A 17315-nucleotide genomic window follows, 5' to 3' on the forward strand; every position below is an offset into this window, starting at 1 on the left:
ATGGCTGTCACGCAGCTGGACCCTACCGCGCAAGCGGCCCGCATCTGGGCCGATGCGCTGGCTTTGCTCAAACATGATTCGAAGCTCACCGCTCGTGACAAGGGTTGGCTCGAAGGCGTGGTCCCCGAAGCGGTGTTCGGCACAACGATCGTGCTATGCGTCGAGAATCTGGCGACGCAGCAATCACTGCAGAATGAACTGAACGGACCGCTGCTCAATGCTTTGAACATCGCGTCGGGCACCCACATGTTTCCCGCGTTCAAGATCGAACCGAGGCAGACGGCGCCTCCCCCGGCGGAAGCGCCGTCCGTGCGGCCGTTCCACACCGCCGACGCGGACACGCGAACCGCTCCCCCGGGCGATACCCTGAGCCGAAGCGCCTCATTCCGCCAGCCCCCGGCGGATGCCGCCGTGCCGGATATCAAGCCGGTGCCGCCGGCATCGCAGCCCGACCTGTCCGACGTCGCATTCGCCGGCAGCAGGACGCAGGTGTCGCGCGACCCCGAAACCCATCTCAACAAGAACGCGACGTTCGACACCTTCGTGCCCGGCGACTCCAATCGTTTCGCCCGCACCGTCGCCCTCGCCGTGGCCGAAGGATCGGGGCGCGACTTCAATCCGTTGTGTATCTATGGCGGATCGGGCCTGGGCAAAACCCATCTGCTCAACGCCATCGGCAACTATGCGCTGGTCAAAGACCCGACGCTCAAGGTCCGCTATGTCACGTCCGAGGAATTCACCAACGAATTCATCGAGGCGCTGCAGACGCCGAGCCAGAGCCAGGGGCAGATCGCCGAATTCAACCGCCGGTACCGCGAGGTCGATGTGCTGCTCATCGACGACATCCAGTTCCTCGGCGGCAAGGAAGCGACCCTCGAGCAGTTCTTCCATACCTTCAACGCGCTACATCAGGCCAACAAGCGCATCGTGATCGCATCCGACGTGCCGCCGAAGAACCTCAAGGGATTCGAGGCACGTCTTATTTCCCGATTCGAATCCGGCCTGCCGGTCGACGTCAAGCCGCCGGATCTGGAGACCCGCATCGCGATCCTGCGCATGATGGCTTCGATGAACCACACGCCCATCCCCAATGACGCGCTGGATCTCATCGCCGAGCGGTTCACCGAGAACATCCGCGAACTGGAGGGGGCGCTGACGCGCGTGACGGCGGTGGCTTCGCTGAGCAACCAGCCTGTGACCCGCGCTCTGGCCGAGCAGACGCTGCAGGATTTCTTCACCGCGGACGTGGAGATCAAGCCGACCGATATCATCGGCCAGGTGGCCAAGTACTTCCATCTGACCTTCGACGACCTGGTCGGCCGCGGGCGTACCAAGAACGTCTCGATCGCGCGTCAGATCGCCATGTACTTGTCCCGGGAAAACACCGGCATGAGTCTGGTCGACATCGGCGAGGTGTTCGGCGGACGCGACCACACGACGGTGATGCACGCGGTTGAGCAGATCAACCAGAAAATGCAGCAGAAGGAAGAGATCTACAAGTACGTGATGGAGCTGACGCTTCGGCTGAAGCAGCACACCTCCGACCAGTGAGTCTTTCGAACCGCCGCCCTGCGGCGCGCGACCGCACTCCCCGTCCAGCAGAAGGGCGCTGACAGACCGTTTTCGGGCATTTTTGCAGCACGGTGCAGAAATGCCCGTTTTTCGTCTCTGTACGCGATCCTGACAGCCGAGATATCCCGACACGGCCATATGACACACCGCAACACGCCCGGATTCGTCAAGACTTCTGATAAAAGTTATCCACATACTTATTCACAAATGTGGGTAAATCCTGCGGATAACTCGTGGATAACCACCGTTTTTCGTGTGGACAAATCGTGGACTAATCCACAAAAAATGTGGACAACACGGGCGCTTCGTCGCAATTGTGGATAAGTCCCCTAGTTATGCACATTTTACCCACGGGTTATCCACAGTCTTCCTTTGTCGCTTAGCCGTTCTGCTCACTGCTCTTATTACACTTATCCACAGTTTCCACAGCCCTTATTACTACGACTACCTACCCACTTACTTTATCTCATCGCCACCATCATAACGGGCTTGACAAATCGGATTCCCCAACTTGGACCACCCCGGTTAGAATGACATGCAGGAACAACGTGAAAGTAGGAGCCATGAAAGTCGAAATCGATTCCGCAGCACTTGCCGACGCCGTCGCGTGGACCACACGAGTGATCGACGCACGGCCGGCCAACCCGATCCTTGCCGGCATTCGGCTCGAAGCCATTGACGGCACGCTGCAATTCTCCGCATTCAACTACGAAATCTCCGCCCGCCACCATATCGAGGCAGGCATCGACGAAGCCGGAACCGTACTGGTCGTCGGCAAGCTGCTCGCCGACATCACCAAGGCGCTGCCGGCCGAGAAGACCTACCTGTCCACCGACGGTTCGACGATGACGATCACTTCGGGCAAGTCGACCTTCACCCTGCAGCTGATGCCGGATGCCGAATACCCCGATCTGCCCGTGGTCCCGGCGAAACTCGGCCAGGTCGACGCCCCGACTTTCGTCCAGGCGGTGTCCCAGGCGTGCGTCGCGGTGTCCCGCGAGGAGAACCGCCCGGTCCTCACCGGAGTTCGCACGCACTTCGAAGGCGATAAGGTCGTCATGACCTCCACCGATCGCTTCCGCCTGTCCCGGGCCAGCTTCTCCTGGACCCCGCAGGACATCAACATCGACACGACCACTCTGGTCCGCGGTTCCCTGCTGCGGGACATCGCCCGTTCCCTGGACGAACACCAGAACGTCGTGATCGATTTCGATCCCGACAATGCGTCCCTGCTCGGTTTCGAAAACGCCGGCCGCGTGTCGACGTCGCAGTTGATCGATGGCGAGTTCCCGGCGGTCGACCGCCTGTTCGCCGACGAGTATCCGATTCAGGCCGTGATCGACAAGCAGCAGCTGATCGGCGCGATCAAGCGCGTCGCGCTGGTCGCCGAGCGCAACGCTCCCATCCGCATGGTGTTCACCGGGCAGGAACTGACGCTGTCCGCCGGCGCGGCCGACGAGGCCCAGGCCCAGGAGATCATCGACATCGACATGGACGGCGACGACATCACGGTCGCGTTCAACCCGTCGTACCTGATCGAGGGACTGTCCGCGATCACCGAACCGTTCGTGCGCATGAAGATGACCACCGCCGTCAAGCCCGTCGAGTTCAATGGCCAGCAGGAAGCGGATTCCGACGAATCCATGGATTACCGGTACCTGCTGGTGCCGATGCGCTTCAACAGCTGAGCTTCGGCATCGAGGCGGAGTCTCGGCGCTACGGTGAGAGACCCCGCCAACCACACAGCTTTCGCAAGGTTTTCTCCGAGTTTTCGCAAAATGCGAAACGTATGAGAAAACATAAGGAAACATCGGAGGGATGCGGTGTACGTTTCACGTCTCGCCCTCGACCACTACCGTTCATGGGGGCACTGCGTGGTCGACTTCACCGATGGCGTGAACATCCTGCACGGGGCTAACGGCCTGGGCAAGACCAATATCGTCGAGGCGATCGAGGTGCTGTCCACGGGAACGAGCCACCGCACCTCCAGCTCGCTGCCGCTGATCGAACGCGGATGCGCGTCCGCCACGATCCGGGCCAACGTCAGCATCTCCGCGCCAGCCCCCGGAACTCCGGCATCGGACGCGCGTCATGACGGATCCTCCGGGGCCGGGCTGGGCGAAACGGGCGCGGCGGAGCCGGACACCACCTATGAGGTGACCGTCACCGCCCGCGGCGCGAACCGGGCCCGCATCAACGGCGGCTCGTCGCTGTACATGCGCGATGTGGTCGGGCGCATCCCCAGCATCTCGTTCACCCCCGAGGACCAGCGCCTGGTATCGGGCGATCCGGCGACCCGCCGCACGCTGCTCAATCAGGCCGGCGCGATGCTGATCGGCGGATACGCCGACCGCCTGCAGACCATCTCGAAAATCGCCCGCCAGCGCGCCGCACTGCTCAAGCAGCTCGGCGAGCGTGACGGATACGCGAGCCGGCAGGACTCGATACTTGGCGGGCTGGAGATCTGGACCGGCCAGTTCATCGAGGCCGGGGTGGCACTGACCCGTGACCGACAGCGCATCGTCGGCCTGCTGGCCGAACCGTTCGCCGAGATCTACCGGAGCCTGGCCGGCGGTCGGCAGGAGGCGTCCTTGAGCTACGAGCCGTCGTTCGACGAGGTGCTGATGTTCGACGAGCCGATGGCTCATATCAGCGAGCATTTCCAGCGCATCTACCCGGGCGAGGTCGCGCGTGGCGCGAATCTGATCGGTCCCCACCGCGACGACCTGAGCCTGCTGCTGGACGGCGTGCCGGCGCGCGAGTTCGCGTCGAACGGCGAGATGTGGACGATGGCCCTGGCCCTGAAGATGGCGCTGTTCGACGTGGTGGCCCATGCCCGCGGCGCCAAGCCGATCGTGATCCTCGACGATGTGTTCGCACAGCTGGACGAATCGCGGCGCGGGCAGATCCTCGAGTTCGCGGGCGGGCAGGACCAGGTGATCATCACCGTCGCGGCCGCCAGCGATATCCCGGCCGCGGGTGGAACCGGCGGCGGTTCTGGCCTTGCCTCCGGGGCGAACATCATCGACGTCGCCGCGCTCAAACGCGCGCAGGACGAGTACCTGCACCCCGATCTCGCCGCGTTCGGTCTGGCGCCGGCCTCGCCGGACGGGGATGCGTCCCATGAGGCGTCCAAGGCGTCCAAAGCGCCTGAGCCTGCCTCAGACGCCCCGGCGACCGATGGCGATCGGGCCGGCTCATGAACCCGCCGATTGCCCGCACGCTGCATCTTGACGAGCGCAAGCTGCCGGCCGAGGTGTTCGACCGCCTGGCCAAACACGGCGGCTATGTGATGCGCGACCGCAGGACGCGCGAGGAGAACCGCGAGAAGGCGTGGGAGAGCTTCGGCAAGCCGGGCCGCGACCCGGCCGCATTCGGCAGCGTGCTCAACGGCATCGCCTCGGGCGGGCATTGGACCCCGCAGCTGAAGCTCGCCCAGTTGCGCAACCACTGGGATCAGGTCGTCGGCCCGGGCATCGCCATGCACTCGACGGTGGCCGGCTTCGCCGACGGCGTGCTGACGATCCGCGCCGAATCCGCGGTCTGGGCCACGCAGCTGACCTATATGCTCCCCCAGCTCACCTCCACGATCCGCGATCGGCTCAAGGGGCTCGACATCGGCGAGATCCGCGTCACAGGCCCCCAGTCCGGGTTCCGCCGCGGCCGGTACCGGCGCTGATGGTTTGCTTCGATGTATTTTCGCCGCTAGGCAACGTGTCGGCGTAGACGAGTAGACTTACCTGCAGTATAGGTAAATGGCTAGAAGGTCCCGTTATTCGCTTTCTAGAGCATATCGACCGAGCGGGAACCCCTTGCATGAGGGCCAACGCAGGAAGGAAGCTTGGTGGCAGACGAAGTGGATTCGCTTGAGGATTCGGAAGAGAAGGACGAGCTGGTCGATGCGCAACTCGACGACAGCATGTCCCCCGAGCACTATGACGCCAGTGATCTGAAAGTTCTCGAAGGCCTTGAGGCCGTGCGTATCCGCCCGGGTATGTATATCGGTTCGACCGGCCCGCGCGGTCTGCATCATCTGGTCTATGAGATCGTCGACAACTCGGTCGACGAGGCGCTGGCCGGGTACGCCAGCCATATCGAAGTGACGATCCTGCCCGACAACGGCATCCGCGTCGTCGACGACGGCCGCGGCATCCCGGTCGACGAGGTGCCCGGCGAGGGCGTCTCCGGCGTCGAGACCGTCATGACCAAGCTGCACGCCGGCGGCAAGTTCGGCGGCGGCGGATACGCGGTGTCCGGCGGCCTGCACGGCGTCGGCATCTCCGTGGTCAACGCGCTGAGCACGCGCGTCGACATCGAGGTGCGCCGCCAGGGCTACCACTGGACGCAAACGTACGTCGACCAGCATCCGACCGCCCGCCTCAAGCAGGGCGATCCGATGGCCGAGGGCGAATCGACCGGCACGTCGGTCACCTTCTGGCCGGACGGGGCGATCTTCGAGACTACGGTCTACGATTTCGAGACGCTGCGCGCCCGCTTCCAGCAGATGGCGTTCCTGAACAAGGGCCTGAAGATCAGCCTGACCGACCTGCGAGAACCCGACCAGGCCGGCGACGAGGTGGCCGGCGAGGAGGGCGCCGACGCCGAGGGCGAGCCGAAGCACCAGTCGGTGACTTACCAGTACATGAACGGCATCAAGGACTACGTCGACTACATGGTGAAGAACCGCAAGGCGACGCCGGTCGAAGAGGATGTCATCGACTTCGAGGCCGAGGACCTGAAGCTCGGCATCTCCGCCGAAATCGCGATGCAGTGGACCACCGCCTATTCCGAGGCCGTGCACACCTTCGCGAACACGATCTCCACCACCGAGGGCGGCACCCACGAGGAGGGCTTCCGCGCCGCGCTGACCAGCTTGGTCAACCGCTACGCGCGCGAGAAGAACATCCTCAAGGAGAAGGACGACAACCTCTCCGGCGACGACGTGCGCGAGGGCCTGACCGCCGTCGTGTCCGTCAAGCTCACCACCCCGCAGTTCGAGGGCCAGACCAAGACCAAGCTCGGCAACTCCGAGGCGAAGACCTTCGTGCAGCGCGTGATGACCGACAAGCTCGGCGACTGGTTCGACGCCCACCCGAACGAGGCGAAGAGCATCATCCAGAAGGCCATCGAGGCGTCCCGCGCGCGTATCGCGGCCAAGAAGGCCCGCGAGAACACGCGCCGCAAGTCGATCTTCGAATCGGCCGGCATGCCCGACAAGCTCAAGGACTGCCAGTCCAACAACCCAGAAGAGTGCGAGCTGTTCATCGTCGAGGGCGATTCGGCAGGCGGCTCCGCGATCCAGGGCCGCAACCCGATCACGCAGGCGATCCTGCCGCTGCGAGGCAAGATCCTCAACACCGAGCGCGCGTCGATCGACCGCATGATGAAGTCCGACACCATCGAGTCGCTGATCACCGCGGTCGGCGGCGGCTACGGCGAGGACTTCGACATCTCGAAGGTGCGCTACCACAAGGTCATCATCATGGCCGATGCCGATGTCGACGGCGCGCACATCGCCACGCTGAACCTGACGCTGTTCTTCCGCTATATGCGGCCGATGATCACCGCCGGGTACGTGTACGTGGCCATGCCGCCGCTGTACCGCCTCAAGTGGACCAAGGGCCCGCACGACTTCGTATACACCGACGCCGAACGCGACCGCGTGCTCGCCGAGGGGCGCGCCAAGGGCCGTCAGCTGCCCAAGGGCGAGGGCATCCAGCGGTACAAGGGTCTGGGCGAGATGAGCTACCAGGAGCTGTGGGAGACGACCATGGACCCCGAGCAGCGCATCCTGAAGAAGATCCACATCGAGGATGCGGCCCAGGCCGACGAGACCTTCTCGATGCTCATGGGCGATGAGGTCGAGCCCCGCCGCCTGTTCATCCAGCGCAACGCGCATGACGCCCGCTTCATCGACGCCTGAGCCCCGATAACACAAGCGAGCCAACGCAAGCGATCTAACACAAGCGAGCGTGGGCGGCGGAACACGGCGGGAAGTCCGGCTGACCCGACTTCCCGCACACCGCCCGGAAGCGCCGTCGGGCGCGAGGCCGTACCGCATAACACGGGGAATCGTCCCCGGGCGGCTTCTCCGACGGCTCCCCTACCTGTACAAACCAAAGGAACGACACCGTGGCAGATGACAACAACAGCGACGAATTCAACGGCGCGAACAACGCCGATGGCACCCCCGGCGACGAGCAGCGCGTGCCCGACGGCTCGCTCGAGCCGCTGAGCCCCCAGGAGGCCGACAACACCGACTATGGCCTGATGACCGGCGAACGCATCAAGCATATGGATCTGCAGCAGGAGATGCGCGAATCCTATCTGGCGTACGCGCTGTCCGTCATCGTCGAACGAGCCCTGCCGGATGTGCGCGACGGCATGAAGCCCGTGCACCGCCGCGTGATCTACGCGATGTACGACGGCGGCTACCGCCCCGACCGCGGCTACAACAAGTGCTCCCGCGTCGTCGGCGACGTCATGGGCAAGTACCACCCGCACGGCGATTCCGCGATCTACGACACCTTGGTGCGCATGGCGCAGTCGTGGTCGATGCGCAACCTGCTGGTCGACGGTCAGGGCAACTTCGGCTCCCCCGGCGACGACCCGGCCGCGGCCATGCGTTACACCGAATGCCGCATGGCGCCGCTCGCCATGGAAATGGTGCGCGACATCGACAAGGACACCGTCGATTTCGTACCCAACTACGACGGCAAGACGCAGGAGCCGACCGTGCTGCCCTCGCGTTTCCCGAACCTGCTGGTCAACGGCTCGTCCGGCATCGCCGTCGGCATGGCCACGAACATCCCGCCGCACAACATGCGCGAGGTGGCGGACGGCGTGCACTGGGCGCTCGACCACCCCGACGCGAGCCGCGAGGAGCTGCTCGAGGCGCTCATCGCGCGCATCAAGGGACCGGACTTCCCCACCGGCGCGACGATCCTCGGCCACAAGGGCATCGAGCAGGCGTACCGCACCGGCCGCGGCCTGATCACCATGCGTGCGGTCGTCAACACCGAGGAAATCAAGGGCCGCATGTGCCTGGTCGTCACCGAGCTGCCGTACCAGGTCAACCCGGACCGCCTGGTCGTGTCCATCCGCGAGGGCGTGCGCGACGGCAAGATCCAGGGCATCGCCGACATGCGCGACGAGACCTCGGGCCGCACCGGTCAGCGCCTGGTGCTGGTGCTCAAGCGCGACGCCGTGCCGAAGGTCGTGCTCAACAACCTGTACAAGCACTCCCAGCTGCAGCAGACCTTCGGCGCGAACATGCTCGCGCTGGTCGACGGCGTGCCGCGCACGTTGTCACTCGACGCGTTCATCCGCCATTGGGTGAGCCACCAGCTCGACGTCATCGAGCGCCGCACCCGCTACCTCAAGCGCGAGGCCGAGGAGCGCGACCACATTCTGCAGGGCTATCTGAAGGCCCTTGACATGATCGACGAGGTCGTGGCGCTGATCCGCCGCTCCCCCGACGCCGATGCGGCGCGCACCGGACTGATGGATCTGCTCGACGTGGACCAGGTGCAGGCCGACGCGATCCTCGCGATGCAGCTGCGCCGACTGGCCGCGTTGGAGCGCCAGAAGATCCTCGACGAGCACAACGAGCTCATGCGCAGGATCGCCGACTACAACGACATCCTCGCCAAGCCCGAGCGCCAGCGCAAGATCGTCGGCGACGAGCTGGACGAGATCGTCGCCAAGTACGGCGACGAGCGCCGCACCAAGATCCTGCCGTTCTCAGGCGAGATGAACGTCGAGGACCTGATCGCCGAGGAGAACGTGGTCGTCACGGTCACGCACTCCGGCTTCATCAAGCGCACCAAGGCCGACGAGTACCGCGCCCAGCACCGCGGCGGCAAGGGCATCAAGGGCGCCAAGCTGCGCGAGGACGACGTGGTGGACCACTTCTTCCTCACCTCCACGCACAACTGGCTGCTGTTCTTCACGAACAAGGGCCGCGTGTACCGCATCAAGGCGTATGAGCTGCCCGAGGGCTCGCGTGACTCGAAGGGCCAGCATGTGGCGAACCTGCTGCAGCTGCAGCCCGGCGAGACGATCCAGACCGTGCTGTCGATCCCGAACTACGAGGTCACCAAGTATCTGGTGCTCGCCACCCGCTCCGGCAAGGTCAAGAAGACCGCGCTGGCCGAGTACGATTCGCCGCGCCAGGGCGGCCTGATCGCCGTGCGCCTCATGACCGACGAGAACGGCGAGGTCGCCGACGAGCTGATCGGCGCCGCGCTGTGCAACGCCGAGGACGACATCATCCTCGTCTCCAAGCTCGGCATGAGCCTGAAGTTCGCGGCCGACGACGATCAGCTGCGCCCGATGGGCCGCCAGACCGCCGGCGTGCAGGGCATGAAGTTCCGCGACGGCGACGAGCTGCTCGCGATGGACGTGGTCTGGGGCGACACCGACAAGGATCTGCTGGTGGTCACCAACGAAGGCTTCGCCAAGCGGACCGCGATCAGCGAGTACCGCCTGCAGGGGCGCAACGGCTTCGGCGTCAAGGCCCTGCAGCTGGCCGAAGGCCGCGGATCGCTGGTCGGCGCGGTGATCGTCGCCGAGGATGACCAGATCCTGGCCATCATGAAGTCCGGCAAGGTCATCCGCTCCGATGTGGCCGAGGTCAAGCGCACCGGCCGCACCACGCAGGGCGTCACGCTCGCCAAGCCCGACAAGGGCGACGAGATCATCTCCATCGCCCGCAACGAGGAGAAGGACGATCCCGAGGACGAGGCCGCGGATGAGGTCTCCGGCGAGACCGCTCAGCCCGGCGGCCAGGGCGCCGAAGCGGTGACGGATGCGGCCGAGACGGCCGAGGCCGGCACCGCGCCGTCCGGCGAGGCCGATGATGAACCGGCTGAGACCGGCGAATCGGACGGCGAATAGTCCGTCGCCGGTGCCGGCGAACGGCATCGGCGACGGCACGGAACAGGCCCATCGCGGGCGGTATACGGGGAGAATGTAAACAACCCGGAACAACCCGCGGCCTGCGCCCGATACCCGTCTGCGAAAACTGCTACGCTCGCATAAGGCACTGGTAAGCAAGGCACTAGCAAGACCCAAGGAGCAACGATGAACGAGAATCTTGAAGAGGATAACGAGGCCGAGGTGATCCAGCCGGCCGGCATCGAACCCGATGAGCCTCGTGAAGAGCCTCAGGGCGAGCCCGAGCCCGTCGTTCATGCCGCGCATGTCGGCCGCACCGCTCGTTCCGCGTCCGGCACGGCCTCCGCGAGCTTCGACTCCCCCGCCGCCGGCGAGGGCATGCCCGCATCGGTCAAGCCCGAGCGCCCGGCCCGCCGTGGCACGCCCCGTGCCCGCCGCATGAACCTGTCGGTGACGCATATCAGCGCGTGGTCCGCGGCGAAGGTGTCGTTCCTGCTGACGATCGCCGGGGCGATCATCCAGATCGTCGCGGTCGCGCTGATCTGGCTGCTGCTCGACGTGGTCGGCGTGTTCCAGCAGATCACGCAGATCGTCTCCTCCACCGGTCTGGACGCTGGCGGCATCAACCTGAACCAGATCTTCAGCCTGGGTACCGTGCTGAGCGCCGTCACGATCTTCTCGATCGTCGAGGTCGTCCTGATCACGCTGCTGGTCACGATCATCACCCTGCTGTACAACGTGGTGACCGCGCTGGTCGGCGGCGTGCACGTCACGCTGGGCGACGACTGATCCCATGCCATTGAACATGCCATAAAAAAAGTGGTTCCCTTCTATGAGGGGAACCACTTTTTTATGCGGTTCACGCGGACTCGCGGTGCTCGATATGGTAGCCGGCGACGATGCGCTGGTGCGGCAGATCGGGTTCGTAGTTGATGCGCTTGATGAGCAGGTCCACGGCCTGTTTGGCGATGAAGTCGACGTCGACCGCGATGGTGGTCAGCGAGGGGACCGTCATCGCTCCCATCGCGATGCCGTCGAATCCGATGACCGCCATATCGTCGGGGACGCTGATATCCAGATCCTTCAACCCACGCAACGTACCGAAAGCCACGGTATCGGTCATGCAGAATAACGCGTCGCATTGCCGAATCAGGGTCTCGTGATAATGAACGGCTTGTCTGGCATCGGTGTCATTCCATGATGTGGGAATGATGCATGCGGAGTCCCAGTCCATGCCCAACCGATCGAATGCCTGGCGGCAGCCTTCGAAGCGACGGTCTCTGGTATTGCGTCCTCGGGCCTCCGGCATGCCATCGGCGATGACGCTGCCGCCCATGATGCCGATGCGCCGGCGCCCTAGCCCGTACAAGTATTCGATGGCTTTTCGGGCTCCGGCGATGCACGGCGTGAGGATCGTGTCGATATCCTGCTGGGGGCGATCATCGTCCAACAGCACGGTCGGCCGGTGATTGGACAGCTGCTCGATCTCATTGGCGGACAACCTGCTCGAACTGAAGATCAGGCCATCGCAGAACTGATTGGTGACCCGTTCGATGATGGAACGTTCGTTGTTTTCGTCGATTCTCGTCTGCTGCACCACCGTCTGGTACCCGCGGTCCTCGGCCACTTGCGAGATGAGCGACGCCAGCTGGGAGGGATAGGGGCGATCGAGCTCGAAAATCGCCAATCCGATGGTGCCGCGCTCGGTACGTGTGCGGCTGGTGGACGCGCGCAAACTGCGGGCGGACAGGCTGGTGGTGTTGAGCCGGTAATGCAGCTTGTCCGCCGCGGCTCGAACGCGCATCGCCGTTTCGGGAGCGACATTGTCGTTGCCGCGCAGCACGTTGGAAACCGTCATGGCCGATACTCCGGCTTCGCGACCGACGTCTTTCATGGTGACCATGTTCACTCCTTCAACTGGTATCAAGCATACAAGTCGGTCGTGCGGCGATTCTTCGCCGATCCATCGTAAGTAACAACTTACTACGCTTCGGGCATGTCAATTACGGCAAACATGTGGCACGATCAGTCGATGATCGATATGGTCATGCGCTTCTCCTGTGAGACGGTCGGTCTGCCATTTGACAAAGTAGTGTATCGATAATATCATGCAGTGTATCGATAAGATTATCGATAAAATTTAATATCAAGCAGAATGCTGATACGCGGAGCGGGCATGGAGGTTCGTCCCGAGTGTACAGTCGAAGGAGACATTATGAGGAAGTTCACGAAGGTCCTCGCCGCCGCGCTGGCTGCGGTGACGTCCGTTTCGTTGGCTGCGTGTGGTTCCGGCTCGTCCGACGCCGTGGACGAGAACGCGCCGGTCACCATCACTTGGTGGGGCTGGGGCACTTCCGCCGAAAAGCAGGCCAAGGACTTCATGAAGAAGTACCCGAACATCACCGTAAAATTCCAGAACATCGGTAGCGCCAGCAAGCAGTATGTTTCGCTGAACAACGCCATCTCCGCCAACTCCGGCATGCCGGACGTCGCCATGCTGGAATACTTCGCCCTTCCACAGTTCGTCTCCACCGGCAAGGTCCTCGACCTTAAGCAGTACGGCGCCGATAAGTACAAGAGTGATTATGCTCCGGGTCCGTGGGCTTCTGTGGCTCTCAATGACGGCGTGTATGGTCTGCCGGTCGATTCCGGCCCGATGGCTTGGTTCTACAACAAGGCCGTCTTCGACAAGGCCGGCGTGGACGCCACCCAGGTCAAGACCTGGGATCAGTTCTACGAGGCCGCCAAGAAAATCCGCGCCACCGGAAGCTACATCACCTCCGACAGTGGCGACGCTACCAGCGGCGGCTTCTACGATTCCATGGTGTGGCAGGCGGGCGGCCACCCGTTCAAGACCTCCAAGGATGGCAAGACCGTATCGATCAATCTGACCGGTGACGAGGGCGCCAAGAAGTTCACCAAGTTCTGGCAGAAGCTGATCGCCGAGGACCTCATCGACACCAAGACCGTCTCCTGGTCCGACGAGTGGAACAAGGCTCTGGGCGATGGCTCCATCGCGTCCCTGCTCACCGGTGCCTGGATGCCGGTCAACCTTGAGAACGGTTCCCCCGCAGCCTCCGGAAACTACCGTGTGACCCAAATGCCGCAGTGGAATGAAGGCGACCACGCCAACTCCGAAAACGGCGGTACCTGCCTGTCTCTGATGGATACCGGCGACAAGGCCAAGGAAGCCGCTTCCTATAAGCTGGTCGACTACCTCAACCACTCCAAGGAAGGTACGGATCGCGCCTATGAACTCGGTGTGTTCCCGTCCATCAACCGCATCCTGCAGAGCGATGAATTCCTCAACAAGACCAGCGACTACTTCGGTGGCCAGAAGATCAACGAGGAACTGATGACGGCTTCCAAGAACGTGCTCACCGGCTGGGAGTTCCTGCCGTTCGAGGTTCAGGCCCGCACCACCTTCCCGGATACCGCCGGCAAGGCGTACGCCGGTGGCACCACGCTGGAGAAGGGCGTATCCGCCTGGCAGGACAGCTTGGTCAAGTTTGCCAAGGACCAGGGCTTCACCGTCAAGGAGTGAGCCATTCATATGACGGTGGCCGGGGGTTGGCTCCCGGCCACCGTTTGTTCCGTTGCCAAGTCAGGTAGGTTGCAGATGACTGCTGTTGATGTGATGCCGTCCCTTGACATCAAGCCGAAGCATACGCCGTTGCATCGGTTCCTTGCGGATCCCTCGCCGGTGGTGTTCGATGACCCGCGGTATGCGGATCGGTACTTCCTGTATGCCACCGAAGATGGCTTCGACGATTGGGGGTCGCGCTCGTTCCGCGTGTATACCTCCACCGATCTGGTCGAATGGACCGACGGCGGCCGGATTCTGAGCTTGGATGACGTGCCGTGGGGCAGCGAACATGCTTGGGCGCCATGCGCATGCGAGTATCAGGGGCGGTTCTACTTCTATTTCGTCTGTGAAGGGCAGGTCGGCGCCGCGGTATCCGATTCGCCGTACGGGCCGTTCCGTTCCACGTCGTCTCCGATTGTCGCCGCTGATGATTTTCCCGGATATCCGATTGATCCCGCGGTGTTCCGTGATGACGATGGCACCGATTGGCTGCTGTGGGGCAATCGCATCGCGTACGCCGCTCCGCTGAACGACGATCATGTGACCATCGATGCCTCCCGTGCCTTCCATTGGGTGCCTGGGGACTTCCGCGAAGCGATATGGATCTTCAAGCGTCAGGGCATGTATTATGCCGGCTGGTCCGAGAATGACGCCCGCGATCCGGAATACTGCGTGAAATACGCCACCGCTCCCACCCTGCACGGTCCTTGGACCGAACACGGGGTATTGGTGGAACAGAACCCGTCGTTGGGGCTGTTGGGTACCGGGCACCACGGCGTGATCCATATTCCCAGCACCGACGAGTGGATCCTCTCCTATCACCTGTTCGACAGCGAGTACGGCACCGGGTATCGCCGCGAAGTGGCGTTCGCTCCGCTGGTGTTCAATGCCGACGGAACGATACGGCAGGTAGTGCCGAGTGATACCTGGTACCGCAGGTCTATCGCTCGCTGACCGTATATGCGGTACCGCGCCGTTCTGACGCGTTAGTAACCAAGTACGACGAAAAGCTGATTGGGAGCCGTGGGGCGCGTGTCGCGCCGGTGTGACCGTCCGATGCGTAGTCGTCAGTGCTTCTTGAGAAAGGAATCAATATGGCCTCAGCACATGCCGATGCCTTGACCACGCCAGCGGGGAGCTCCGTGGTCGTCGAGAACAAACACAAAGCCGATTGGCGTGGATGGAAGTTCATGTGGCCATTCACGGTGGTGTTCATCTTCGTGTTCATCATCCCGATCTTCTATGCCATCTACATCTCGTTCTTCAAAAAGCAGATGGTCGGTGGCACCAAGTTCATCGGTCTGGAGAACTATGTACGGCTGATGCAGGACGGCCAGTTCTGGTCGTCGGTCGGTCGCGTGGCCCTGTTTACTGTGGTGCAGGTGCCGGTTATGCTGTTCCTTTCCGCGGCTATGGCTCTGGCCTTGGATTCCATGAAGCTGCACGGCACGAAGTTCTTCCGCATCTCCACCTTCCTGCCCTACGCGGTGCCTGCCGTGGTGTCCACTTTGGTGTGGGGCTTCGTATATGGCGCGAAGTACGGCCTGGTCGGGTCGTTCAACGATTTCTTCGGCACGAATATCGACGTGTTCAAGCCTTCCGTATTGCTGGCGGCGATCGGCAACATCAGCGTGTGGGAGTTCACCGGCTATAACATGCTGATCTTCTATTCCTCCCTGTCGACGATCCCGCATTCCCTGTACGAGGCCGCGAGCATTGACGGCGCGTCGGAGTGGCAGATCGTCAAGTCGATCAAGCTGCCGGAACTCAAGGGCAGCTTGGCGATCACGGTGATCTTCTCGATCATCGGTTCGTTCCAGTTGTTCAACGAGCCTTCGATTCTGCAGAACATGGTGCCGGGCAACGCGATCACGACGTACTACACGCCGAACATGTACGCGTACAACCTGTCGTTCTCCGGCAACCAGTCGAACTACGCCGCGGCCTTGGCGATCGTCATGGCCGTGATCACGATGGCCATCGCCTATGCCGTGCAGCTGAGGAGCTTGAAGGAGCAGATGAAGTAACATGAGTGCCACAACAATGACTTCGACAACCACTGCCCGTCTGGCCGAATCCGACCTGAAGGCTCAGGAGAAGGCCGCCAAGCGGGCCGAGAAAGAGCGCCAGAAGCGCATCGCCGCCGATGAGAAGGCCGAACGCAAACGCGCGGCAAAGTCCGGCTTCGCGAACGTGAACAACCCGCGCCGCTCGACCCTGATGACCGTGCTGTGCGTGGTCTTCGCGGTCTACTGCCTGTTCCCGTTCGCATACCTGCTGATCAACGCCACGAAGACGCAGGCCGACTTCACCTCGACCTTCGGCATGGGCTTCGGCAAGACCTTCGCCCTGTGGGACAACATCGTCACGGTGTTCACCTATCAGAATGGCATTTTCGGCCGTTGGTTCATCAACACGATCTTCTACGTGGTGATCGGCGCCGGCGGCGCCACACTGCTGGCGATCATGGGCGGCTACGCGCTGGCCAAGTTCCGCTTTCCCGGCCGCAAGGCCGTGTTCGCGGTGCTGATCGGATCGATCTCGGTGCCTGGCATCGCCCTGGCGGTCCCGCAGTTCCTGCTGTTCGCCAAGCTGAACCTGACGAACACCCCGGCGGCCATGATCATTCCTTCGCTGATCTCCCCCTTTGGCCTGTACCTGATGTGGATCTTCAGCGAGCAGGCCGTGCCGCAGGAGCTGCTTGAGGCGGCGCGAGTCGACGGTGCTTCGGAGTTCCGCACGTTCTGGCAGATTTCCTTGCCGCTGTTGGCACCGGGTATCGTGACGACCGCATTGTTCACGATCGTGGCGACGTGGAACAACTACTTCCTGCCCCTGATCATGCTGAAGGATTCCAATTGGTATCCGTTGACGATCGGTCTGAACCAGTGGAAGGACCAGGCGTCCACGGCCGGTGGGCAGGCGATCCAGAACCTGGTGATCACGGGTTCGCTGATCACGATCATCCCGTTGGTGATCGCGTTCCTGTGTTTGCAGAAGTACTGGCAGTCCGGCCTCGCAGCCGGCGCCGTCAAGGAATAAGCTGATTCCTTCTCGGGCTTTACGACTACATCCCCACAGCCATGGGTTGGCTGTGGGGATTTTCTTATGCGACGATGGCGCAGGATTTGTGCGACGTATGAGTCCGGGGATGGAACGCGCTGACGACGATGAAATACGCCTTGTCTGCATTTCCTAGGCACATTATTCGTTTCTTAGACGGGTCTTCGGGAGATCGCTCCCTTTGCGGGGCTGGAAA

At 62.7% G+C, this 17315-nt stretch carries 12 protein-coding genes; 11 read left to right on the forward strand and 1 reads right to left on the reverse strand.

Features of this window, described 5'->3' with window-relative positions; translation table 11 throughout:
• From dnaA to BBSC_RS00035, 7 genes are all read left to right on the forward strand, one after another.
• Complete coding sequence (gene dnaA / locus BBSC_RS00005; RefSeq protein ID WP_033518384.1) at positions 1-1551, forward strand: chromosomal replication initiator protein DnaA; 1551 nt, start codon at positions 1-3, stop codon at positions 1549-1551.
• 584 nt (positions 1552-2135) lie between these two features.
• A complete protein-coding gene (gene dnaN, locus BBSC_RS00010; RefSeq protein WP_033518386.1) occupies positions 2136-3260 on the forward strand; it encodes a DNA polymerase III subunit beta in 1125 nt (374 codons plus the stop codon).
• 135 nt (positions 3261-3395) lie between these two features.
• Positions 3396-4775: a DNA replication/repair protein RecF gene (recF, locus tag BBSC_RS00015; protein WP_046726198.1), complete on the forward strand. Its 1380-nt coding sequence runs from the start codon at positions 3396-3398 to the stop codon at positions 4773-4775.
• On the forward strand, positions 4772-5251 hold the full coding sequence (locus BBSC_RS00020; protein WP_033518387.1) for a DUF721 domain-containing protein: 480 nt from the start codon (positions 4772-4774) through the stop codon (positions 5249-5251). Before recF ends, BBSC_RS00020 begins: the two co-directional genes overlap by 4 nt.
• A 240-nt stretch (positions 5252-5491) precedes the next feature.
• The gene (gene gyrB / locus BBSC_RS00025) at positions 5492-7495 is read left to right on the forward strand and encodes a DNA topoisomerase (ATP-hydrolyzing) subunit B (protein WP_374042816.1); all 2004 of its coding nucleotides are present in this window, start codon (positions 5492-5494) and stop codon (positions 7493-7495) included.
• 209 nt (positions 7496-7704) lie between these two features.
• The gene (gene gyrA / locus BBSC_RS00030; RefSeq protein WP_033518390.1) at positions 7705-10470 is read left to right on the forward strand and encodes a DNA gyrase subunit A; all 2766 of its coding nucleotides are present in this window, start codon (positions 7705-7707) and stop codon (positions 10468-10470) included.
• A 186-nt stretch (positions 10471-10656) separates the two neighbouring features.
• A complete protein-coding gene (locus BBSC_RS00035) occupies positions 10657-11259 on the forward strand; it encodes a DUF3566 domain-containing protein (RefSeq protein ID WP_033518392.1) in 603 nt (200 codons plus the stop codon).
• A gap of 70 nt (positions 11260-11329) precedes the next feature.
• Here BBSC_RS00035 and BBSC_RS00040 read toward each other — a convergent pair whose 3' ends face one another.
• Positions 11330-12373 (reverse strand): LacI family DNA-binding transcriptional regulator, encoded by a 1044-nt coding sequence (locus BBSC_RS00040; RefSeq protein WP_033518394.1) that lies wholly within the window; start codon positions 12371-12373, stop codon positions 11330-11332.
• Positions 12374-12685: 312 nt separating this feature from the next.
• On the opposite strand from BBSC_RS00040, the gene BBSC_RS00045 reads away from it, so the two are divergent.
• From BBSC_RS00045 to BBSC_RS00060, 4 genes are all read left to right on the forward strand, one after another.
• Positions 12686-14014 carry an ABC transporter substrate-binding protein gene (locus BBSC_RS00045; RefSeq protein ID WP_033518396.1) on the forward strand — a complete coding sequence of 443 codons (1329 nt, stop codon included), beginning with the start codon at positions 12686-12688 and terminating at the stop codon, positions 14012-14014.
• Positions 14015-14089: 75 nt separating this feature from the next.
• A complete protein-coding gene (locus BBSC_RS00050; protein ID WP_231649242.1) occupies positions 14090-15010 on the forward strand; it encodes a family 43 glycosylhydrolase in 921 nt (306 codons plus the stop codon).
• Positions 15011-15150: 140 nt separating this feature from the next.
• On the forward strand, positions 15151-16083 hold the full coding sequence (locus BBSC_RS00055) for a carbohydrate ABC transporter permease (protein WP_046726200.1): 933 nt from the start codon (positions 15151-15153) through the stop codon (positions 16081-16083).
• 1 nt (position 16084) lies between these two features.
• Positions 16085-17098, forward strand: a complete 1014-nt coding sequence (locus BBSC_RS00060; protein WP_033518397.1) for an ABC transporter permease subunit — start codon at positions 16085-16087, stop codon at positions 17096-17098.
• Positions 17099-17315 lie beyond the last annotated feature (217 nt).

It is taken from the genome of Bifidobacterium scardovii JCM 12489 = DSM 13734, assembly GCF_001042635.1.
In the GTDB taxonomy this organism is placed as follows: Bacteria; Actinomycetota; Actinomycetes; order Actinomycetales; family Bifidobacteriaceae; genus Bifidobacterium; species Bifidobacterium scardovii.